A 19,386-nucleotide genomic window follows, 5' to 3' on the forward strand; every position below is an offset into this window, starting at 1 on the left:
GGGGGAGGATACACTCTATTTCAAGGCTCCACCGGGCCGCTGTCGCCGAAGTTCAGCCGGCGCGTGACGCGATAGTCGAGCACCGCCATCACGAAATAGGCCGCGAACTGCTTCACCCGCGTCCACCAGCCGGTGCGCGCCTTGTACAGCTCGGGGGTGATCCGCTCGGACTGGGCGATCTCGCCGTCGACATAGCTGCGGACATGCGCGGCGAAGGCCGGATCCTGCACGCGCAGCATCAGCTCGAGGTTGAGGAACATGCTGCGGATGTCGAAATTGGCCGAGCCGATATGGACGACATCGTCGATCACATAGAGCTTCGTGTGCAGCTTGGTCGGCTGATATTCGTAAATCTGCACCTGCTTGCGCAGCAGGCCGGCATAGGTGAAGCGCGCCGCCCAGATCGCCGCGGCATGGTCGAGCTTGGACGGCAGCACCAGCCGCACCCGCCCGCGCCGCCCCGCCTTGTCGAGCCGGCGCAGCATCGCCGGGCTCGGCGCGAAATAGGCGGCGATCAGGTCAAGCGTGTTGGCGCGCTCCATGTCATGCTTCACCACCCGGGCCCAGGGAGACAGCCGCCGCATCGGCCCGCCGAGCAGCCAGCGGGTCTTCCCCTCGGGCTCGCTCCAGGCTTTCAGGGTGCGCCCGAGCGAGCGCAGCGTCGCCCGCGGCCGCTTGGCCCAGGCGGCGAGTGCGTCGAAATAGCCGGTCAGCCGCTCGGCCGCCGGCCCCTCGACCAGCAGCCCCATGTCCCGCCACGCCTGTTCGGCGACGGTGCCGAAATAGCTCGATTCGATGTTGAACCCGCCGACGATCACCCGCGCCTCGTCGGCCAGCGCCAGCTTCTGGTGGTTGCGCAGCAGATAGCGCCGTCCCCAGCGCGGCACGAATCGGCAGACCTCTACGCCCGCGGCGTGGAGCGGATCGAAGAAATCGTTGCTCTCGGCATGCTCGCTGCCCAGCCCGTCAACGATAAGATAGACCCGCACGCCGCGCGCCGCCGCGTCGATCAGCGCCTGACGCACCGCCGCACCCGCCTCATCGTCGAGATAGATGTAGTAGAGCACTCGCAGCGTCCGCTCGGCGCCTGCGATCAGGCTGAGCAGCGCGCGCATCCGCTCCGGCCCCTCGGGCAGCAGCGTCAGGCGGTTGCCGTCGACGGTGAAGCTGGGCTGGGCGAGCGGCGGCATCGCCGGGGCATGCCCGGTGGCCAGCGCATCGGCAAGCGGTTCGGGGTCGGCATAGGGTGCCATCGCGCGGGAAGCCTCCGGTGGGTGAACCTGCGTAACGATCGAAGCCGCGTCGCGCTCCCTCGCACCGGTATGGCGGCTTTTCTTGACATTTGCGGGCTCGGCCCCTAACTGGCCGGTCTTTCCCGGCCCTGACATCTAAGGAAGAACAGGATGGCGCGCGTCACTGTCGAAGATTGCGTCGACAAGATTCCGAACCGGTTCGACCTGGTACTGTTCGCGGCCCAGCGCGCGCGGCAGATCTCCGGCGGTGCCGATCTGACGATCGATCGCGATCGCGACAAGAACCCGGTCGTTGCCCTGCGCGAGATCGCCGAAGAGACCGTGCGTCCCGATCACCTGCAGGAAGCCGTGGTGTCGAGCCTGCAGCGCGTCCGCGTCGACGACGAGGATGCGCCCGACGAGGTTGGCTCGATCCAGGCCCAGGCCGAGGCGCTCCGCCTCACCGCCGCAGCCCCGCCGCGCAACCAGAATCTGGGCGGCGACTACGAGGGCTGATCGCCTTCGGTCTCTACCGGAACAGCAAGGGGCTGGCGGAAACGCCGGCCCTTTTTGTTTCAGGCGCCGATCCGGGCGCGCAGCCTGGCATCGTCGAGGTGCTCCAGCGTGAGCAGCGCAGCATAGGGGTCGCCCGCCAGCCCCAGCACCTGCGCGAAGGCGGGCTCGGTCTTGGCGCCGGCATGCCTGCGCGCCATCACCGCCGTGCGCAGCGATTCGCCGCCCAGGGCGAGCAGCCGCCGCTCGATGGCGAAATGCCGCCAGCCGAGCTGTTCCGCGACCGGCCGCGCCTGGCCGAACAGCTCGAACAGCCAGCCGGCACCGTGGAAGCGCGCCACCACGGGGCGGTCGCTGCCCTGCCACTGCCACATCGCGAAGCCGGGCAGGTCGCGATAGGCTTCCCACACCGCCGCGGCGAAGGCGTGCGGGTCGGGCGTGTGGCAGAGGATGTCGATGTCGCTGTCGGGCAGGTCGAGGCCGAGCGGCGGCGTGCCCGCGACGTGCGGGTCGAAAGCGGCGAGGTGGGTCAGCACACCGCTTTGTGCGAGTGCTTCGGTGTACGCTGGCCTCGTCATGGCATTCCTCAACCGTATCCTCCCCCGCCAGGGGGAGGTGTCAGGCGCAGCCTGACGGAGGGGGAGGAAGCACACCGGTCGAGAGGTTCTGGCATCCTCCCCCTCCGTCGCCTACGGCGCCACCTCCCCCTGGCGGGGGAGGATACGCTATTTACTCGTGTTCGGGGTCGCCGGCGCTCTCCGCCCGCCCCTTGAACCCCTGCGCCACCACATACCATTCCACCGAGCCCTTGCGGCTGGCGGGCGGCTTGGCGTGCTTCACGGTGGTGAAGGCGCGCTTCATTTCGGCAATCAGCGCCGAATCAGCGCCGCCGGCGAACACCTTAGCGACGAAATCGCCGCCGGGTGCCAGCGTCTTGATCGCGAAGTCGAACGCGGTCTCGACCAGCGCCATCGTCCGCAGCGCATCGGTCTGCGGATGGCCGACGGTGTTCGCCGCCATGTCGGACAGGATCAGGTCCGGCGCGCCGCCCAGTTCCTCGAGCAGCCGATCGGGGGCGGCATCGTCCATGAAGTCCATCTGGAGCAAGGTCGCGCCTTCGATGGGATCGACCGGCAGCAGGTCGATGCCGACCACCGCGGCCTTGGGCAGTACGCGCCGCACCACCTGCGTCCAGCCGCCCGGCGCGACGCCGAGATCGACCACGCGCTTGGCGCCCTTGAGGAACCCGAACTTCTCGTCCAGCTCGGTCAGCTTGTAGGCCGCGCGGCTGCGATATCCCTCGGCCTTGGCGCGCCGGACATAGGGGTCGTTCAGCTGGCGCTCCAGCCAGCGCGTCGATTGCGCCGTACGGCCGCGCGCCGTGCGCACGCGGACATGGCCGCGGCCACCGCCCCTGCTCATCGCTACTTCCTCACAACCTTATAAGGGCGCGCCGCCGATCAGCCGCCGCAAGATGCCCTCGCGAATGCCGCGATCGGCGATGCCTAGCCGCTCGGCGGGCCAGATGTCGAGGATCGTCTCCAGGATCGCGCAGCCGGCCGAGACAAGATCGGCGCGCTCGCTGCCGATGCACGGCACCTGGGCGCGCTCCTTGACGCTCATCGCTGCGATTCGCGCGCTCACTTCGCGCATCGCCGCACTCGGCACGATCAGCCCGTCCACCGCCGAGCGATCGTACGAGGCGAGCCCGAGATGCACGCTGGCGAGCGTCGTCACCGTGCCGCTGGTGCCGAGCAGCCGCGGCGTGCCCTTGGGCGGCCGCAGCCGCGCGACGAACGGCGCGAAGCTCTCCCGCACCCGCGCGCGCATGTCGGCATAGGCCGCGGCGCGGGCATCGGCGCTCACCGCCTGGCTCTGCCCGGTCGCCTCGCTGAGCGACACCACGCCCCAGGGCGCGCTGTGCCAATCGAGGATGCGGGGAATCGGCGCATGCGAATCGACCAGCACCAGCTCGGTCGAGCCGCCGCCGATGTCGAACACCAGGGCGGGTCCATCGCCGGGCTCGAGCAGCGCGTGGCAGCCGAGCACCGCCAGCCGCGCCTCTTCCTCGGCGGTGATGATGTCCAGCGCGATACCGGTCTCGCGATAGGCGCGCTCGATGAATTCGGCGCCGTTCTCGGCCTGGCGGCAGGCCTGGGTCGCCACCGAGCGGGCGAGCGCCACGTTGCGGCGCCTGAGCTTGTCCGCGCAGATCCGCAGCGCCGCGAGCGTGCGCTCGATCGCCGCATCGGACAGGCGGCCGGTCGTCGCCAGCCCCTCGCCCAAGCGAACGATTCGCGAAAACGCATCGATCACCGCGAAGCCCGAGCCTTGCGGACGCGCGATCAGCAACCGGCAATTATTGGTACCCAGATCCAGCGCCGCATAATGGCGCGCTTCGGGCCAGCGCGGTGCCGGGCCTTTCGCGGCCGGCGGCGGCGGGGCATTGCGGGCGGCGGAAACGCGCCTCCCGCGGGGCATTCTGGCGGAGCCATCCCCCATACCATCAACTCACTTATCTTCTTCCGTCACCGAACCAAAACGGCCCGGCCGGTGCTTGGATGCGAGGCTAGACGAGCAAAGATGGCAGCGCAAGGCGAGCGCGCGATTGCGGCGTTGACAGGGCCGCTGCATCCCCCTATCTGGCGCGACCTGCCTGGTGCCCCGTCGTCTAAAGGTAAGACTACGGACTCTGACTCCGTCAATTGAGGTTCGAATCCTCACGGGGCATCCAAGCAGCTTCCGACATCGTGATACATGGGCATCCGGGCGGCGCGATCCGCGCTCCGCTGCAGAGAGACGTTCGTGATTCGAATCAGGCCAGGACAGGCCGCCGCGTCGCGATCCAGCCATAGCCGAACAGCAGCAGCAGCGCGCCGGCGGCGACCAGATAGGGCAGCGCGCCCCAAAACTCGTACATCGCCACGCCGATCGACGGACCCAGCACAAAGGCCGCGCCGTTGGTCGAGGTCACCCGCCCCGCCACCGAGCCCTGCGCATGCGGCCCCACCGCGAGCGAGGCGCCGGCGGTGAAACCGGGCCGGGCGAAGCCCATGCCCAGCGCGATCGTCGCATAGCCGAGCGCGATGCCGTACAGCGATCCCGCCATCGCGGTCATGCCGCAGCCGATCGCGCCCAGCGCGGCGCCCGCCAGGATCAGCGCGCGCGGCTTGAGCTCGAGTAGCGGAATCAGTCCCCATTGGACGAGCAGCGAGGCGCCTGCGCCGATCATCAGCACCAGCCCGGTGGGCTCCAGCGCGGCGGCGGGGGCGAGCGCCAGCCGGTCGATGATCAGGAAGCCGATCGCCTGGCCGGTCATCGCCTGCGCATGACCGGTGACCAGCCCCGCGATCATCCAGGGACGCACGCGCGGATCGAAGGTGCGGACATGCTCGACATGCTCGCCCATCGCCGCCGTCACATTGGCGCCGGTGCCCTGCCCGCCGATCGAAGGATAGCTGGGCGCGGCACCATGCTCGATCGCCCCCGAGGTGGCCGGCAGCAGCCGCAGCACCGCGACCATCAGCACCAGCCCGACTAGGCTCGCGGCAAAGGCGGGGCCGGACAGGCCGATCAGCGGCCCACCGGGCCAGAGATGGCCCATGACGAGATAGGGGGCGACCGCCGGCCCCAGGATCGTCCCCAGCCCGAAGGCGGAGGCGAGCAGGGTCAGCGCCTTGGTGCGCTCCTCGCGGCTGGTGCGCGCGGCGACGATCGCCTGCACCGCCGGCGGCGCCGCCGATCCGAACCCGCCATAGAGCATCCGCCCCACGACGAACGCGGCGAAGGTGGCGAAGGGGCTCAGCACGCCGTTGATGCCGAGCGCGAGGCACAGTCCGCACAGGCCCAGCGAGGCGGTGAACCCGGCGATACCGAGCAGCACCATCTTGCGCCGCCCGGCCCGCTCCGAGCGATTCGCCCAATAGGGCGCGGTGAGCATCCAGAGCAGCGCCGAGACGGAGAACACCGCCGCCACCGCGCTGTCTGCGGCATGCAGCTCGCGGCCGAGCGCGGGGAGGATAGACTGCAGCGCGGTGTTGCCCGCGGCGATCATCAGCATGACGCCAAACAGCAGCGCGAAATCGCGGTCGATCGCGCGGCTCATGCCCGGCGCCACCGATAGCCGCGCTCGACCCGGGTGACGATCACCTCATACCAGTCGTACCAGCGTTCGCGGCCTTGCGCGCGGATCGCGGCATGTTCGGGATGGTCGCGCCAGGCGATCGCGCTGGCATCATCGGCCCAATAGCTGATGGTGATGCCGACGCCCGCGTCCCCGCGCTGCGATTCGACGCCGCGATAGCCGGGCTGCTGCGCCGCGAGCACGTCCATGGCGGTTGCCGCCTCGGCATAGCCTGCGTCGTCGTCGGCGGTGCGCTTCGATACGAACAGCACCGCGATCTGGCCGGTACGATCCTCTCCCATGGGCGAATCGTAGAGGGGACTCAGCGCTTTGCAATCCGTACGAGCCCTGCGAGAGCATGGCCGGATGATCACCGACTGGCATTTCTACGCGCTCGCCGTGCCCGCCGTGCTGCTGCTCGGCCTGTCCAAGGGCGGGTTCGCCGGCATGGGGGCGCTGTCGCTGCCGCTGCTGGCGCTGGCGATCGATCCGGTGCGCGCCGCCGCGATCACGCTGCCGATCCTGATCCTGCAGGATGTGGTGAGCGTCTGGGCGTTCCGCCGCACCGTCGACTGGCGGCTGCTGGCCTGGATGCTGCCGGGATCGATGACGGGAATCGCGCTCGGCTATGGCTTCGCGGCGAGCGTATCGCCGGTGCTGGTGCTGGCGGCGGTGGGCGCGATCTCGATCCTGTTCGGCTGCTACCGGCTGTGGGCGAGCGGGCGCTCGACGCCGGCGGTTGCCGCGCGCTGGCCCGAGTGGGTGGGGAGCCTGTTCGGCGTCGCCTCGGGCTTCACCAGCCAAATCGCCCATGCCGGGCAGCCGCCGTTCCAGCTCTGGGTGCTGCCGCGCGGGCTGCCGCGCGACCGGCTGGTGGGGACCACCGCGCTCTTCTTCGCCGCGACCAACTGGATCAAGGTGCCGGCCTATTGGGCGCTGGGCCAGTTCACGAATGCGAACCTGCTGACCTCGGCGGCGCTGTTCCCGCTGGCGCTGGTCTCGACGCTGGCGGGCGTGTGGCTGGTGCGGCGGGTGTCGCCGGAGCGCTTCTACACCGCGATCTACGTGCTGATGATCGCGGTGGGGGGTGCGCTGGTCTGGGAGGCGGTGGGGAAATAGATCCTCCCCGGGCGAAGCTCGGGGAGGGAGACCATTCGCGAAAGCGAATGGTGGAGGGGCCGCCGCGGCACGCGGCGGGATCCTGCGCTGTCACCGGAGCCCCGCACCTGTCGGTGCGGCCCCTCCGCCACGCAGCGATGCCGCGCGGTCCCCCTCCCCTGCGTTGCAGGGGAGGATTTGTCTTAGTCGAACAGGCTCGACACCGAGCTTTCGTCCGCGATGCGGCGGATCGCCTCGGCGATCAGCGGCGCGATAGTCAGGTGGCGGACCTTCTCGCCGGCGGCGACGATCTCGTGGTTGCCGATCGAATCGGTGATCACCAGCTCGCGCAGCTCCGAGGCCGCCACGCGCGCCATCGCCGCGCCCGAGAGCACGCCGTGGGTACAATAAGCGACGACATCCTCGGCGCCCGCCGCCTTCAGCGCGGCAGCAGCGTTGCACAGCGTGCCGGCCGAATCGACGATGTCGTCGATCAGAATGCAGAAGCGGCCCTTCACCTCGCCGATGATGTTCATCACTTCCGATTCGCCGGGACGCTCGCGGCGCTTGTCGACGATCGCCAGCGGCGCATTGTCCAGTCGCTTGGCGAGCTGGCGCGCACGCACCACGCCGCCGACGTCCGGCGAGACGACCATCCACTGCTTGTCGATGAAGCGCGTCTGGATGTCGGCGGACATCACCGGCGCCGCGAACAGATTGTCCGTCGGGATGTCGAAAAAGCCCTGGATCTGACCGGCATGGAGGTCGACCGAGAGCACGCGGTTGGCGCCCGCGGTGGTGATCAGGTTGGCGACCAGCTTGGCCGAGATCGGCGTGCGGGGCCCGGGCTTCCGGTCCTGGCGGGCATAGCCGAAATAGGGGAGCACCGCGGTGATCCGCTTGGCCGACGCGCGGCGGAGCGCGTCGATCATGATCAGCAGCTCCATCAGATTGTCGTTCGCCGGATAGCTGGTCGACTGGAGCACGAACACGTCCTCGCCGCGGACATTCTCGAGAATCTCGACGAAGATCTCCTCGTCGGCGAAGCGGCGGACGTTCGCTTGGGTGAGCGGAATCTCCAGATAGTCTGCGATGGCGCTCGCCAGGGGCAGGTTCGAATTGCCGGCCATGAGTTTCATAGATGCGTGGCCTCCCGTGCCGCGTCGCGATGTCCCGATGCCCGCGCCCTTTAGTGCGACGTTTCCGTGACGCAAAGAGGGCATCGCCGCTTGCGGTGTACCAGCGCTGCACCGTTGGCGCTTTACGACCGTGATGTGACGTTGTACCATTACCTTCATCCGGCGTTCAGAGACCGGTGTTGGAGAAGGAGTGCAAGGTGATGCATGCCGATAGCCGCTATCATGCCAGTGCACCGCGTTCGGTCAGCTTCGGGGCCGCGCTTGCCATAAACGGAGCCATCCTCGCGGGGATGATCTTCGCCGCGCCGAACATCGTGGTGCTCAAGGACCCGCCGGTGGTGATGAAACCGATCGACGTGCGCGATCGTCCGCCGCCCCCGCCGGAGGACGAGACGAAACCAGTGGAGAAGTTCCAGCCGCACACGTCGACGCCGCCGGTCGCGCCGAAGCCGCTGGTGGATACCAACAGCACGACGAACATCGAAACCACGACGAAGATCCCCGATACGCTGCCGCCGATCGAGAAGCCGGCCGATCCTGGCCCGATCCGCACGATCGATCCGCCCACGCCCGTTCCCGCACTGATCGGCGCGACCACCGATCCGCGCTATGCGCAGGATTTCCAGCCCGAATATCCGGCGCAGGAGATGCGCGCGCAGCGCGACGGCCTGGTCACCCTGCGCGTGCTGATCGGCACCGATGGCCGCGTGAAGGCGGTGGAGCCGGTCAGCGCCACCAGCGATGCCTTCTTCGCCGTCACCAGGCGCCAGGCGCTCGGCAAATGGCGTTTCCGCCCCGCCAGCCGTGGCGGCGTCGCGGAGGAAAGCTGGAAGACCATGACCGTCCGCTTCCGGATCGAAGACGCCCGCTGATCGCCCTCCGATCCCAGCGGCGTGGACGCGGGGGCTGGCCCTGGAGCTCCCGCGTCCCTATCTTCGGCCACCGATGACCTTTCTCAAGAACATCTCGCCGCTCAAGGCACTGCGCGACCTTCGCGGCTATCTGGCGACGCGCAAGAAGCACGAACTGTGGTTCATGATGCTCGCGCTGGTGATCACCTTCGGCATCATCGTGGTGTTCGTGAAGGATTCGCACGTGCCGGTGCCGTACAAGAAGAACATCGTCTACGTGGACAGCTGGCCGATCACCCGCACCGAGGCGGAGATTCGCGAGAAGCAGAAGGTCGACGAGGCCAAGCGGCAGGAAGAGGAAGCCGCCTTCCAGGCGCGCCAGCAAAAGCGCGCGGCCGAGTTCAAGAAATATGACGACTGGCTGAAGAAGCACGGGATCTGATGCAAGCGGCGTCTCTTCCGATCCTCCCACAGCGCAAGCTGGGGGAGGGGGACCGCGCCGCGCAGCGGCGGGGTGGAGGGGCCGCCGCGGCACGCGGCGGGGTTCCGCAACCGCAATATCCACCGCGCCTGGCGGCACGGCCCCTCCACCCCGCGCCTGGCGGCGCGCGGTCCCCCTCCCCTGCAGTCGCAGGGGAGGAATGAGGACGACGTTGCACGACGCGCGCTGGATGGCGGGTGCGCTCGGGCTTGCCGAGCGGGGCATGGGCCGAACCGCGCCCAATCCCAATGTCGGCTGCGTGCTGGTCCGCGACGGTCGCGTTGTCGGGCGCGGGTGGACCCAGCCGGGCGGGCGTCCCCATGCCGAGGCGATGGCGCTGGCGGAAGCCGGCGAGGCCGCGCGCGGCGCCACCGCCTATGTCACGCTGGAGCCCTGCGCGCATGTTTCGCCGCGCGGCCCGGCTTGCGCGGACCTGCTGGTCGCGGCTGGTGTCGCTCGCGTCGTTGCCGCGTTGCGCGACCCGGATCCCCGTACCGACGGCACCGGCTTTGCCCGCCTGGAGGAAGCCGGCATCCGGGTCGACTCGGGCCTGATGGCGGCCGAAGCCCGGCGCAGCATGGCCGGCTTCCTCACCCGCCTCGCCAAGCGCCGTCCGCACGTCACGCTCAAGCTCGCCACCTCGCTCGACGGCCGAATCGCGCTGTCGACCGGCGAGAGCAAGTGGATCACTGGCCCCGCGGCCCGCGCGCATGTCCATCTGGAGCGCGCCCGCCACGACGGCATCCTGGTCGGCCGCGGCACCTTCCTGGCCGACGTGCCCAAGCTGGACGTGCGGCTGCCCGGGCTCGCCGATCGCGCGCCGCGCCGCATCCTGCTCTCCGCCACCGGCCCCACCCCGCCGGGCTGGGAGCGCATCGCCGACATCGCCGATATCCGCCACCTGTCGGGCATCGACACGCTGATGGTGGAAGGCGGGGCCAAGGCAGCGACCGCGTTCCTCCGTGCCGATCTGGTAGACCGGCTCCTCCTCTACCGCGCGCCGATCCTGCTCGGCGGCGGCAAACCCGCGGTTGAGGCGTTCGGCCTCGCCGCATTGTCCGAGGCGCATGATCGCTGGCGCCTGCTGGACTCTCGTATGCTTGGCAGCGATCGGTTCGAGGTCTACGAGCGCAACTGATGTTCACCGGAATCGTAAGCGATGTCGGCACGATCGACGCGGTACAGCGCCAGGGCGACCTGCGCGTGCGCGTGGCGACGGCCTATCCCACCCATGAGATCGACCTCGGCGCCTCGGTCGCCTGTTCGGGCGTGTGCCTGACGGTGGTCGACAAGGGGCCCGGCTGGCTCGACTTCGACGTGTCGGGCGAGACCGTCTCGCGCACCGCCGACGACCAGTGGACCGCCGGCCGGAAGCTCAACCTGGAGCGCGCGCTGCGCCTGGGCGACGAACTGGGCGGGCATATCGTCACCGGCCATGTCGACGGCATTGGACGGGTGAAACTGATCGAGGCGATCGACGGATCGCACCATGTGGTGATCGCCGCCGGGCCGGAGATCGCGCCCTATGTCGCCCCCAAGGGCTCGATCACCGTCGACGGCGTGTCGCTGACGGTCAACGCGGTGGACGACACGCCCGAGGGCGTCGAATTCCACCTCAACATCATTCCCCACACCGCCGCCGTCACCACCTTCGCCACGCTGGCGGAAGGCCAGGCGGTCAATCTGGAGATCGACGTGCTGGCGCGCTATCTTCAGCGCATGGAGGCATTGCGTGCCAAAGGCTGAACTCGCCGCGCTCAAGCACGGCTTCCTCTCCTCGCCCGAGGAACTGATCGACGAGGCCCGCAACGGCCGCATGTTCATCCTGGTCGATGACGAGGATCGCGAGAATGAAGGCGATCTGATCATCCCGGCGCAGATGGCGACGCCGGATGCGATCAACTTCATGGCCAAGTACGGCCGCGGGCTGATCTGCCTGGCGATGACCAAGGCGCGCGTCGACCAGCTCGGGCTCGAGCTGATGAGCCGCGCCAATGGCACGCGGCACGAAACCGCCTTCACCGTCTCGATCGAGGCCAAGGAAGGCGTGACCACCGGCATCTCCGCCGCCGACCGCGCCCGCACCATCTCGGTCGCGATCGACGCGAGCAAGGACCGGGCGGACATCGTCACGCCGGGCCACGTCTTCCCGCTGGTCGCGCGCGACGGCGGCGTGCTGGTCCGCGCCGGGCATACCGAGGCGGCGGTGGACGTCGCCCGCCTCGCCGGGCTCAACCCCGCCGGCGTGATCTGCGAGATCATGAAGGACGACGGCACGATGGCGCGGCTCGACGATCTCGTCGGCTTCGCCCAGCTCCACAACCTCAAGATCGGCACGATCCGCGACCTGATCGCCTATCGCCGCCGCCACGACCATCTCGTCGAGCAGCGCGCCGAGGCGAGCTTCACCAGCCCCTGGGGCGGCGACTGGCGCGCGCTGACCTTCTGGAACAAGGCGAGCGGCAGCGAACAGATCGCGCTGGTGAAGGGTCGCATCGATCCCGCCAAGCCGACGCTCGTCCGCATGCACGCGCTCTCGCCGTTCAGCGACATTTTCGGCGAGGACGGCCCGCGCGGCGGCATGCTGCGCAAGTCGATGGAAATCATCGGCAAGGAAGGCTCGGGCGTGATCGTGGTGATCAACAAGCCCCGGCCCGACCAGTTCACCCTCGCGCTGCAGGCGCGTGCCGGCGAGATCGCGCCCAAGGACATGGACGAGCTGCGCGATTACGGCGTGGGCGCGACCATCCTCACCGAACTCGGCGTGCAGGACATGATCCTGCTCACCAACACCCATCACACGCTGATCGGGCTCGACGGCTATGGCCTGTCGATCGTCGGCGAACGCCCCCTGGATCCGGAGCAATAATGGCCAACATCCTCATCGTCGAAGCGCGCTTCTACGAGCATCTCAACGACATGCTGATCGCCGGCGCCAAGGCCGCGATCGAGGCGGCCGGCCACAAGGCCGAGGTGATCACCGTGCCGGGCGCGCTGGAGATTCCGGGCGCGGTCGCGCTGGCCGCGGACAGCGGCCGCTACGACGCGTTCGTCGCGATCGGCGTGGTGATCCGCGGCGAGACCTATCATTTCGAGATCGTCGCGGGCGAGAGCGCGCGCGGGCTGATGGCGCTTTCGATGGACGGCGTCGCGATCGGCAACGGCATCCTGACGGTGGAGAACGAGGCGCAGGCACTGGTCCGCGCCGACCCCAAGCAGAAGGACAAGGGCGGCGAGGCCGCCAAGGCCGCGCTGGCGATGCTGGCGCTCAAGGCCAAGTTCGGCTGATGCAGGTGCCGGTGCTCGAAACCGAGCGCCTGATCCTGCGCCAGCATGAGGCTGGCGATTTCGAGGCATGGGCCGCCTTCCATGCCGACCCCGAGGTCATGCGGTTCCTGGGCGGCGTCCAGCCGTGCGGAACCGCCTGGCGTAGCCTGTGCGGCATGGCGGGGGCGTGGACGATCCGCGGCTTTTCGATGTTCGCCGTCATCGAGCGCGCGAGCGGGCGCTGGATCGGCCGCATCGGCCCGCATTCCCCGGAAGGCTGGCCCGGGCTGGAAGTCGGCTGGGGCCTGGCGCGCGAGGCGGCGGGCCAGGGCTATGCCCGTGAGGCTGCCATTGCCGCGATCGACTATGCGGTCGATGTGCTCGGTTGGGACGAGGTGATCCACACCATCGATCCCGAGAACGCGGCATCGATCCGCCTCGCCCAGGCGCTCGGCGCCGAGAATGGTGGGCCGACCCAACTGCCTGCGCCGCTGGAACATCTGCGGGTCGACCGCTGGGCGCAGACCGCCGACCAATGGCGCGCCCGCCGCGCGGCCCTGGGCTGACGCCATGGACATGCCCCCCTCTCGCTATCGCGTCGAAGAGCGGGGCCGGCGGCTGGTCGTCATCGATCGCAAGACCGGACGGGAGGTTTCCCACACCAAATCTCCCCTTCCGCCTGTGGGAGGGGATGGGAGCCGAAAGCGTTCCGGCCCGAGATCAGCCCCTTCCCCTGCCCAGCTTCGGGTGAACGACGCCCCGCGTCGTTCAGATCAGGCCGGGGGCCTGATCGGCCCGAAGCTCGCAAGCGGAAGGGGCGCGCCGGGCTGGAAGTTCGGCTTCAAGCAACCGCGCGCGACACCGGACAGCTTCGTCACCCGCAGCTGGTTCGATGCCAAGGCGCCGCGCACGATCAAGCTCAACTATACCGCCCATTCGCGGCTGGCGACGCTGCGCTTCGGCGGCGCGATCCTGATCGCGCTGCTGGTGACGGGCAGTTTCCTGTTCTGGCCCTGGTTCCCCGTCACGCTCGCCGCAGTGCTGGGCCCCGCGAAGACGCGCGCGCGTCTCCGCGAGGCCAGCACCCGCTGGATCGACGGGTTCGATCAGGCCGGCTGAAGCGCGGCCTCGTCGACGGTCGGATAGTCGGTGTAGCCTTCGGCCCCACCGACATAGAACAGCTCTTCCCGCTGCGGGTTGAGCGGCAGCCCTTCGCGCAGGCGGCGCGGCAGATCCGGATTGGCGAGGAAGGTCCGGCCGAAGGCGATGGCATCGGCCTCGCCCGCATCCAGCGCCGCCTGGGCGCTGGCCGCATCATAGTCCGAGTTGAGCGCAAGCACGCCGCGATAGACCTTGCGCATCACCGGATGGATCGGCGGCTGGTCGGGCACGCCACGGCTGCCGCCCGGACGCGGCTCGCGCATCTCCAGGAACGCCACGCCGATATCGTCGAGCGCTGCCGCAGCGGCTTCGAACAGCGGCGCCGGATTGCTGTCGTTGACGCCCTGCACTTCGCCATTGGGCGAGAGCCGCACGCCGGTACGATCGGCACCGATCGTGTCGACCACGCGCTGGCTCACCTCGCGCAGCAGGCGGATGCGGTTCTCGATCGAGCCGCCATATTCGTCCTCGCGGAAGTTCGAATTATCGCGGAGGAACTGGTCGATCAGATAGCCATTGGCGGCATGGATCTGCACCCCGTCGAAGCGGGCGCGGATCGCGTTTTCGGCGGCGCGGGCATAGTCGTCGAGAATGCCGGGAATCTCATCGGTGCGCAGCGGGCGGGCCTGGCTGTAGGGCCGCTTGATCTCACCGGCGTCCTCCGCCGGATAGGTGCGGACCTCGCCGGGCGCGGTGGTCGCCGAAGCGGAGACCGGTGGCTCACCGCCGAGAAAGTCCGAATGGACCAGCCGGCCCATGTGCCAGAGCTGCGAGACGATCTTGCCGCCGGCTTCATGGACGGCCGCGGTGATCGGCTTCCACGCCTCGACCTGCTCGTCGCTCCAGATGCCGGGCGCATAGGCCCAGCCGAGCCCCTGCTGGCTGATGCCGGTCGCCTCGGTGATGATCAGCCCGGCGCTCGCCCGCTGGCGGTAATAATCGACCATGACCGGGGTCGGCACATGGCCGCGCGTCGAACGGCCGCGGGTGAGCGGCGACATCCACACGCGATTGGCGGCGTGGATCGCGCCGAGCTGAATCGGATCGAACAGGCTGGGCATCGAAATTCCTTTTGCAGCTTGTGACTTCGCACAGATAGGGCGTTAGAGGACGCCATGCAGCGCAACGCACCGACAACAAAAACTACCCCGGCACGAAGCCATGTTGCGACCGCGCTCGTCGCAGCATTGATCGCAAACGCCGCGCTCGCCACCGGGCCGCTGTTCGTGCGGATGGCGGACGTGGGGCCGGTGTCGGCAGCGTTCTGGCGGCTGATCATCGCGACGCCGATCCTCTTCGCCGCCGCCACCGCGCTGGGGGAAAAGCCGCTCGCGCTGGCGCGCGGGCGCTGGTGGATCCTCAGCATCGCTGGCGTGGTGTTCGCGCTGGACCTGGCGAGCTGGCATATCGGCATCGTCAGAACGACTCTCGCCAACTCGACGCTGTTCGGCAATTCGGCGTCGCTGATCTTCCCGATCTACGGCTTCGTCGTCGCGCGCGCCTGGCCGAGCAAGATGCAAGGGGCGGCGCTGCTGCTGGCGGCGATCGGCGGCGCGCTGCTGCTCGGGCGCTCGGCCGAGCTTTCCTCGCGGCATCTGGCGGGTGACCTGTTCTGCCTCGCCGCCGGCGTGTTCTACGCAGTCTATTTCGCGCTGGTGGCGCGGGTGCGGGTGTCGCTCGGCCCAGTGCCGGCGCTGGCGCTGTCCTCACTCGCCACCATCCCGCCGCTGCTGGTGATCGCGCTGGCGATGGGCGAGCAGATCGTGCCGCACCTCTGGTGGCCGCTGCTCGCGCTCGCCATCGTCAGCCAGCTGATCGGGCAGGGGTGCATGATCTACGCGCTCGGCCATCTCTCGCCGCTGGTGATCGGCATCGCGCTGCTGGTGCAGCCGGCGGTGGGCGCGGCGCTGGGCTGGATCATCTTCGACGAGACGCTCGGCACCGCCGATCTGTTCGGCGCGGCACTGGTCGCGGCGGCGCTGGTACTGGTGCGGCAAGGCGCGGTACGGCCCAAGGGGTAAGCGGTTGCCGGGGCGCGGCTTCGCGCCTAGATCAGCAGCCATGGATCTCGCCGACGCCACCCTCGACGAACTGCGCGCGGCGCTTGCGTCGTCGCTTGCCGCCAACGCCGCCTTCGACGGCTGGAACCAGCGCGCGCTCGACGCCACCGCCGACGGCATGGGCGTCGACCGCGACGTGGCGCGACTCGCCTTCTCTGATGGCCCGCTGGCGATGATTGACGCCTGGTTCGCGCATGTCGACCGCGCGATGCTCGACGAGCTTTCGCCCGAAACGCTGGCGGGCTTGAAGATCCGCGCGCGCATCATCGCATTGGTCGAGGCGCGGCTGGCGCTGCTCGCCCCCTATCGCGACGCGCTGCGCCGGGCGCTGGCGATCCTCGCCATGCCGCAGAATTTGGCTCGGGCGAGCAGGCTCGGCTGGCGCGCGGCGGATGCGATGTGGCGCGCCGCGGGCGACACGGCGACCGATTACAACCACTACACCAAGCGGATGACGCTCGGCAGCGTCTATGCCGCGACCATCGCCGTGTTCGTGCAGGACGAGAGCGAGGAATGGGAAGACACCCGCGCCTTTCTCGCCCGCCGGATCGAGGGGATCATGCGCTTCGAAAAGGCCAAGGCCGGGCTCGTGAGCCGCACGACCAATCGCCCGAGCCTCTCCCGCTTCATCGGCCGGCTGCGCTACCCGGCGATCTGAGGTCGGGCCGGGCTGCCGCGCTCGGCGACCATGCGTTCGCCGTCGATCGTGATCGGGCTGGCGAGGCCCGGCAGCCCGTCGCGTATGACCGCCATGCCGCGCGCGATCACCTGCGGATCGGCGAACACCTCGTCGACGCAGTTGATCGGCCCCGCCGGAACCCCCTGCGCCTCCAGCGCCTCATAGAGATCGGCCTTGGCCCAATCGAGGATGGCGCGGGCGAGCTGCGGGATTAGCGCATCGCGATTCGTCACGCGCGCCGGGTTGGTGGCGAACCGCGGATCGTCCGCCAGCTCGAGCCCGAGGATCGCGCAGAGCTTTGCGAACTGCGAGTCGTTGCCCACCGCGACGATCAGCTCGCCGTCGCGGCAGGCGAACGCCTGGTAGGGCACCAGATTCGCATGGCCGTTGCCCATGCGGTGCGGCACCTTCCCGCTCGCCATCCAGTTGAGCGCTTGGTTGGCCAGCACCGCCACCTGGGTGTCGAGCAGCGCCATGTCGATATGCGCGCCCACGCCCTCGACATCGCGGCGGCGGAGCGCGGCGAGGATCGCCACCGCCGAATAGACCCCGGTGAAGATATCGGCATAGGCGACCCCCGCCTTTTGCGGCGCGCCATCGGGCTCACCGGTGAGGCTCATCGCCCCGCCCATGCCCTGGATGATGAAATCATAGCCGGCGCGGGCCGCATAGGGGCCGGTCTGCCCGAAGCCGGTGATCGAGCAGACGATCAGGCGCGGGTTCGCCGCCCGCAGGCTCGCCGCATCGAGCCCGTACTTCATCAAACCGCCGACCTTGTAGTTCTCGATCACCACATCGGCGTCCGCAATCAGCGCGCGGGCGGCCGCCTGTCCCTCAGGCGTCGCGATGTCGATGCCCACGCTGGTCTTGCCCCGGTTGCACGCGTGGAAATAGGCGGCATCGCGGTTCGCGCCTTCGGCATCGTGGAGGAAGGGCGGGCCCCAATGGCGGGTATCGTCCCCAGCCCCCGGCCGCTCGACCTTCGCCACCTCGGCGCCCAGATCGGCGAGCAGCTGTCCGCACCACGGCCCGGCCAAGATGCGGGCGAGCTCGACGACCTTGATGCCGGCGAGCGGCTTCACGGGCGCCGAATCGCGTAGACGACGTGATCGGCGAAGACCTGCCCGTCACCGCGATGGCTGCGCCCCGGAATCAACTCCCCACCGATCTTCGCCATAGCCCCGCGCGAGCGGACGTTGTGCTCGCCGACCAGGAACACGACCGTGCCCACATAGCGATGGATATGGTCGAGCATCAGCCGCTTTACCTCGCCGTTGTAGGTGCCGCCCCAATTGGCACGGGCGAGAAAGGTCCAGCCGATCTCGATCTCGTCCGCGTCGGGCACATGATAGTCGTACCGGCTGGAACCGATGATCGCGCCGGTTGTCTTGTCCTCGATCGCCAGCCCGCCGCCGCAGGCCAGCGCCTCGGCGAAGAACTGGCGGAACACCGGCTCCTGCCAGCGGTCCGGCCGCGGATGGACTTCCCAGATCAGCGGATCGGAGGCGACGGCGTAGAGCGCCTCCCAATCCTCCGCGACCAGCGGCCGGATGCGGACGAGATCGCCCTCCAGCACCGGCTGCCGATCCGGCGCCATCAGAACGCCGCGATGCCGGTGATCGCCCGGCCGAGGATCAGCCCGTGCACGTCGTGCGTGCCCTCATAGGTGTTCACCGTCTCGAGATTGATCGCGTGGCGGATCACATGGAATTCGGCCGAGATGCCGTTGCCGCCATGCATGTCGCGCGCGACGCGGGCGATAGCCAGCGCCTTGCCGCAATTGTTGCGCTTGATGATGCTGATCGCCTCGGGGCTGAGCGTGCCGGCATCGAACATCCGCCCGCAGCGCAGCGCCGCCTGCAGGCCGAGCGCGATCTCAGTCTCCATGTTCGCCAGCTTGAGCTGCACCAGCTGGGTCGCGGCGAGCGGCCGGCCGAACTGATGGCGGTCGAGCGTGTACTGCCGCGCGGCATGGAAGCAGGCCTCGGCCGCGCCCATCGTGCCCCAGGCGATGCCGTAGCGCGCGCGGTTGAGGCAGCCGAACGGACCCTTCAACCCCTGGACGTTGGGGAGCAGCGCGTCTTCGCCGACTTCCACCCCGTCCATCACGATCTCGCCGGTGACCGACGCGCGCAAGCTCAGCTTGCCCTCGATCTTGGGGCTGGTGAGCCCCTTCATGCCGCGTTCGAGCACGAAGCCGCGGATCGCGCCGTCATGCGCATCGCTCTTCGCCCAGACGACGAACACGTCGGCGATCGGCGAGTTGGTGATCCACATCTTGGCGCCGGTGATCCGGTAGCCGCCGTCGATCTTCTCGGCGCGGGTGCGCATGCCGGCGGGGTCGGAGCCCGCATCGGGCTCGGTCAGGCCGAAGCAGCCGACCCATTCACCGCTCGCCAGCTTGGGCAGGTACTTCCGCCGCTGCTCCTCGCTGCCATAGGCATGGATGGGGTGCATGACGAGCGAGCTCTGCACGCTCATCGCCGAGCGATAGCCCGAATCGACGCGCTCCACCTCGCGCGCGACCAGGCCATAGGCGACATAGCCGAGCCCGGCCCCGCCATAGGTCTCCGGGATCGTCGGGCCGAGCAGGCCCAGCGTGCCCATCTCGGCCATGATCTCGCGGTCGAACCGCTCTTCGAGATATGCGGAGGTGACGCGCGGGAGCAGCTCGCCCTGCGCATAATCGCGTGCGGCATCGCGCACCATCCGCTCTTCGTCGGTCAGCTCGCCGTCGAGCCCGAACGGATCCTGCCAGTCGAACCGGCCCATCTCTGCCATT

Annotated in this window: 23 protein-coding genes and 1 tRNA gene; 13 read left to right on the plus strand and 11 right to left on the minus strand. The window is 69.0% G+C overall.

The features are described 5' to 3' along the window. Nucleotides 1-20: 20 nt before the first annotated feature. Nucleotides 21-1,253 carry a phospholipase D-like domain-containing protein gene (locus BM009_RS11095; protein ID WP_175487984.1) on the minus strand — a complete coding sequence of 411 codons (1,233 nt, stop codon included), beginning with the start codon at nucleotides 1,251-1,253 and terminating at the stop codon, nucleotides 21-23. 150 nt (nucleotides 1,254-1,403) lie between these two features. Between BM009_RS11095 and rpoZ the strand changes: the two genes are divergently transcribed. Continuing rightward, the gene (gene rpoZ, locus BM009_RS11100; RefSeq protein WP_093296175.1) at nucleotides 1,404-1,748 is read left to right on the plus strand and encodes a DNA-directed RNA polymerase subunit omega; all 345 of its coding nucleotides are present in this window, start codon (nucleotides 1,404-1,406) and stop codon (nucleotides 1,746-1,748) included. A gap of 59 nt (nucleotides 1,749-1,807) precedes the next feature. Here the strand turns inward: rpoZ and BM009_RS11105 are convergent, their stop codons facing one another. From BM009_RS11105 to BM009_RS11115, 3 genes are all read right to left on the minus strand, one after another. Continuing rightward, nucleotides 1,808-2,323: a DUF4269 domain-containing protein gene (locus tag BM009_RS11105; protein WP_093296177.1), complete on the minus strand. Its 516-nt coding sequence runs from the start codon at nucleotides 2,321-2,323 to the stop codon at nucleotides 1,808-1,810. 151 nt (nucleotides 2,324-2,474) lie between these two features. Beyond that, nucleotides 2,475-3,167 (minus strand): RlmE family RNA methyltransferase, encoded by a 693-nt coding sequence (locus BM009_RS11110; RefSeq protein ID WP_093296179.1) that lies wholly within the window; start codon nucleotides 3,165-3,167, stop codon nucleotides 2,475-2,477. 18 nt (nucleotides 3,168-3,185) lie between these two features. Next, the gene (locus BM009_RS11115; RefSeq protein WP_093296180.1) at nucleotides 3,186-4,226 is read right to left on the minus strand and encodes a Ppx/GppA phosphatase family protein; all 1,041 of its coding nucleotides are present in this window, start codon (nucleotides 4,224-4,226) and stop codon (nucleotides 3,186-3,188) included. A gap of 179 nt (nucleotides 4,227-4,405) precedes the next feature. On the opposite strand from BM009_RS11115, the gene BM009_RS11120 reads away from it, so the two are divergent. Continuing rightward, nucleotides 4,406-4,479 (plus strand) — tRNA-Gln (locus BM009_RS11120). A gap of 81 nt (nucleotides 4,480-4,560) precedes the next feature. Here the strand turns inward: BM009_RS11120 and BM009_RS11125 are convergent. Together BM009_RS11125 and BM009_RS11130 are read right to left on the minus strand one after the other, a co-directional pair. Continuing rightward, nucleotides 4,561-5,850 carry an MFS transporter gene (locus tag BM009_RS11125; protein WP_093296569.1) on the minus strand — a complete coding sequence of 430 codons (1,290 nt, stop codon included), beginning with the start codon at nucleotides 5,848-5,850 and terminating at the stop codon, nucleotides 4,561-4,563. Next, on the minus strand, nucleotides 5,847-6,170 hold the full coding sequence (locus BM009_RS11130; protein ID WP_093296182.1) for an antibiotic biosynthesis monooxygenase family protein: 324 nt from the start codon (nucleotides 6,168-6,170) through the stop codon (nucleotides 5,847-5,849). The genes BM009_RS11125 and BM009_RS11130 overlap by 4 nt, the downstream gene beginning before the upstream one ends. A gap of 64 nt (nucleotides 6,171-6,234) precedes the next feature. On the opposite strand from BM009_RS11130, the gene BM009_RS11135 reads away from it, so the two are divergent. Then, on the plus strand, nucleotides 6,235-6,987 hold the full coding sequence (locus BM009_RS11135; protein WP_093296184.1) for a sulfite exporter TauE/SafE family protein: 753 nt from the start codon (nucleotides 6,235-6,237) through the stop codon (nucleotides 6,985-6,987). A 182-nt stretch (nucleotides 6,988-7,169) separates the two neighbouring features. Here the strand turns inward: BM009_RS11135 and BM009_RS11140 are convergent, their stop codons facing one another. Further along, complete coding sequence (locus tag BM009_RS11140; RefSeq protein ID WP_093296186.1) at nucleotides 7,170-8,105, minus strand: ribose-phosphate pyrophosphokinase; 936 nt, start codon at nucleotides 8,103-8,105, stop codon at nucleotides 7,170-7,172. Nucleotides 8,106-8,305: 200 nt separating this feature from the next. Between BM009_RS11140 and BM009_RS11145 the strand changes: the two genes are divergently transcribed. The 8 genes from BM009_RS11145 to BM009_RS11180 all read left to right on the plus strand — a co-directional run bounded on the left by BM009_RS11145 (nucleotide 8,306) and on the right by BM009_RS11180 (nucleotide 13,823). Then, nucleotides 8,306-8,977, plus strand: coding sequence for an energy transducer TonB (locus BM009_RS11145; protein ID WP_093296571.1), 672 nt, complete (start codon nucleotides 8,306-8,308; stop codon nucleotides 8,975-8,977). Nucleotides 8,978-9,050: 73 nt separating this feature from the next. Further along, nucleotides 9,051-9,398 (plus strand): hypothetical protein, encoded by a 348-nt coding sequence (locus BM009_RS11150; protein WP_093296188.1) that lies wholly within the window; start codon nucleotides 9,051-9,053, stop codon nucleotides 9,396-9,398. Between the two features lie 229 nt (nucleotides 9,399-9,627). Continuing rightward, nucleotides 9,628-10,575, plus strand: a complete 948-nt coding sequence (gene ribD, locus BM009_RS11155; protein ID WP_093296189.1) for a bifunctional diaminohydroxyphosphoribosylaminopyrimidine deaminase/5-amino-6-(5-phosphoribosylamino)uracil reductase RibD — start codon at nucleotides 9,628-9,630, stop codon at nucleotides 10,573-10,575. Next, entirely contained in the window at nucleotides 10,575-11,183 is a 609-nt protein-coding gene (locus BM009_RS11160) for a riboflavin synthase (protein ID WP_093296191.1), read from the plus strand. The genes ribD and BM009_RS11160 overlap by 1 nt, the downstream gene beginning before the upstream one ends. Next, complete coding sequence (ribB, locus tag BM009_RS11165; protein WP_093296192.1) at nucleotides 11,170-12,306, plus strand: 3,4-dihydroxy-2-butanone-4-phosphate synthase; 1,137 nt, start codon at nucleotides 11,170-11,172, stop codon at nucleotides 12,304-12,306. The genes BM009_RS11160 and ribB overlap by 14 nt, the downstream gene beginning before the upstream one ends. Further along, entirely contained in the window at nucleotides 12,306-12,725 is a 420-nt protein-coding gene (gene ribH, locus BM009_RS11170; protein ID WP_093296194.1) for a 6,7-dimethyl-8-ribityllumazine synthase, read from the plus strand. Before ribB ends, ribH begins: the two co-directional genes overlap by 1 nt. Continuing rightward, nucleotides 12,725-13,270 carry a GNAT family N-acetyltransferase gene (locus tag BM009_RS11175; RefSeq protein ID WP_093296195.1) on the plus strand — a complete coding sequence of 182 codons (546 nt, stop codon included), beginning with the start codon at nucleotides 12,725-12,727 and terminating at the stop codon, nucleotides 13,268-13,270. Before ribH ends, BM009_RS11175 begins: the two co-directional genes overlap by 1 nt. A 181-nt stretch (nucleotides 13,271-13,451) precedes the next feature. Continuing rightward, nucleotides 13,452-13,823, plus strand: coding sequence for a hypothetical protein (locus BM009_RS11180; RefSeq protein ID WP_254772254.1), 372 nt, complete (start codon nucleotides 13,452-13,454; stop codon nucleotides 13,821-13,823). On the opposite strand, the gene BM009_RS11185 is transcribed toward BM009_RS11180, so the two are convergent. Further along, a complete protein-coding gene (locus BM009_RS11185) occupies nucleotides 13,811-14,926 on the minus strand; it encodes an alkene reductase (RefSeq protein WP_093296197.1) in 1,116 nt (371 codons plus the stop codon). The genes BM009_RS11180 and BM009_RS11185 overlap by 13 nt on opposite strands. A gap of 54 nt (nucleotides 14,927-14,980) precedes the next feature. On the opposite strand from BM009_RS11185, the gene BM009_RS11190 reads away from it, so the two are divergent. Continuing rightward, nucleotides 14,981-15,886, plus strand: a complete 906-nt coding sequence (locus tag BM009_RS11190; RefSeq protein WP_093296198.1) for a DMT family transporter — start codon at nucleotides 14,981-14,983, stop codon at nucleotides 15,884-15,886. A 40-nt stretch (nucleotides 15,887-15,926) separates the two neighbouring features. Beyond that, a complete protein-coding gene (locus BM009_RS11195; RefSeq protein WP_093296199.1) occupies nucleotides 15,927-16,583 on the plus strand; it encodes a COQ9 family protein in 657 nt (218 codons plus the stop codon). Here the strand turns inward: BM009_RS11195 and BM009_RS11200 are convergent. The 3 genes from BM009_RS11200 to BM009_RS11210 are packed head-to-tail and all read right to left on the minus strand — an operon-like array spanning nucleotide 16,568 to nucleotide 19,385. Next, a complete protein-coding gene (locus BM009_RS11200; protein ID WP_093296200.1) occupies nucleotides 16,568-17,686 on the minus strand; it encodes a CaiB/BaiF CoA transferase family protein in 1,119 nt (372 codons plus the stop codon). The two genes, BM009_RS11195 and BM009_RS11200, sit on opposite strands and share 16 nt — an antisense overlap. Beyond that, nucleotides 17,683-18,201 carry a GNAT family N-acetyltransferase gene (locus BM009_RS11205; RefSeq protein ID WP_093296201.1) on the minus strand — a complete coding sequence of 173 codons (519 nt, stop codon included), beginning with the start codon at nucleotides 18,199-18,201 and terminating at the stop codon, nucleotides 17,683-17,685. Before BM009_RS11205 ends, BM009_RS11200 begins: the two co-directional genes overlap by 4 nt. Beyond that, a complete protein-coding gene (locus BM009_RS11210; protein WP_093296203.1) occupies nucleotides 18,201-19,385 on the minus strand; it encodes an acyl-CoA dehydrogenase in 1,185 nt (394 codons plus the stop codon). The genes BM009_RS11205 and BM009_RS11210 overlap by 1 nt, the downstream gene beginning before the upstream one ends. Between the last annotated feature and the right edge of the window lies 1 nt (nucleotide 19,386).

Origin of the sequence: Sphingomonas sp. NFR04, from assembly GCF_900114095.1 — a bacterium.
Taxonomy (GTDB): domain Bacteria; phylum Pseudomonadota; class Alphaproteobacteria; order Sphingomonadales; family Sphingomonadaceae; genus Sphingomonas.

Bases quoted from the DNA above. Each gene is read 5' to 3' on its own strand.
- BM009_RS11095 (WP_175487984.1), bottom strand. From the start codon at position 1,253: ATGGCACCCTATGCCGACCCCGAACCGCTTGCCGATGCGCTGGCCACC.
- rpoZ (WP_093296175.1), top strand. From the start codon at position 1,404: ATGGCGCGCGTCACTGTCGAAGATTGCGTCGACAAGATTCCGAACCGG.
- BM009_RS11105 (WP_093296177.1), bottom strand. From the start codon at position 2,323: ATGACGAGGCCAGCGTACACCGAAGCACTCGCACAAAGCGGTGTGCTG.
- BM009_RS11110 (WP_093296179.1), bottom strand. From the start codon at position 3,167: ATGAGCAGGGGCGGTGGCCGCGGCCATGTCCGCGTGCGCACGGCGCGC.
- BM009_RS11115 (WP_093296180.1), bottom strand. From the start codon at position 4,226: ATGCCCCGCGGGAGGCGCGTTTCCGCCGCCCGCAATGCCCCGCCGCCG.
- BM009_RS11125 (WP_093296569.1), bottom strand. From the start codon at position 5,850: ATGAGCCGCGCGATCGACCGCGATTTCGCGCTGCTGTTTGGCGTCATG.
- BM009_RS11130 (WP_093296182.1), bottom strand. From the start codon at position 6,170: ATGGGAGAGGATCGTACCGGCCAGATCGCGGTGCTGTTCGTATCGAAG.
- BM009_RS11135 (WP_093296184.1), top strand. From the start codon at position 6,235: ATGATCACCGACTGGCATTTCTACGCGCTCGCCGTGCCCGCCGTGCTG.
- BM009_RS11140 (WP_093296186.1), bottom strand. From the start codon at position 8,105: ATGAAACTCATGGCCGGCAATTCGAACCTGCCCCTGGCGAGCGCCATC.
- BM009_RS11145 (WP_093296571.1), top strand. From the start codon at position 8,306: ATGCATGCCGATAGCCGCTATCATGCCAGTGCACCGCGTTCGGTCAGC.
- BM009_RS11150 (WP_093296188.1), top strand. From the start codon at position 9,051: ATGACCTTTCTCAAGAACATCTCGCCGCTCAAGGCACTGCGCGACCTT.
- ribD (WP_093296189.1), top strand. From the start codon at position 9,628: ATGGCGGGTGCGCTCGGGCTTGCCGAGCGGGGCATGGGCCGAACCGCG.
- BM009_RS11160 (WP_093296191.1), top strand. From the start codon at position 10,575: ATGTTCACCGGAATCGTAAGCGATGTCGGCACGATCGACGCGGTACAG.
- ribH (WP_093296194.1), top strand. From the start codon at position 12,306: ATGGCCAACATCCTCATCGTCGAAGCGCGCTTCTACGAGCATCTCAAC.
- BM009_RS11175 (WP_093296195.1), top strand. From the start codon at position 12,725: ATGCAGGTGCCGGTGCTCGAAACCGAGCGCCTGATCCTGCGCCAGCAT.
- BM009_RS11185 (WP_093296197.1), bottom strand. From the start codon at position 14,926: ATGCCCAGCCTGTTCGATCCGATTCAGCTCGGCGCGATCCACGCCGCC.
- BM009_RS11190 (WP_093296198.1), top strand. From the start codon at position 14,981: ATGCAGCGCAACGCACCGACAACAAAAACTACCCCGGCACGAAGCCAT.
- BM009_RS11195 (WP_093296199.1), top strand. From the start codon at position 15,927: ATGGATCTCGCCGACGCCACCCTCGACGAACTGCGCGCGGCGCTTGCG.
- BM009_RS11205 (WP_093296201.1), bottom strand. From the start codon at position 18,201: ATGGCGCCGGATCGGCAGCCGGTGCTGGAGGGCGATCTCGTCCGCATC.
- BM009_RS11210 (WP_093296203.1), bottom strand. From the start codon at position 19,385: ATGGCAGAGATGGGCCGGTTCGACTGGCAGGATCCGTTCGGGCTCGAC.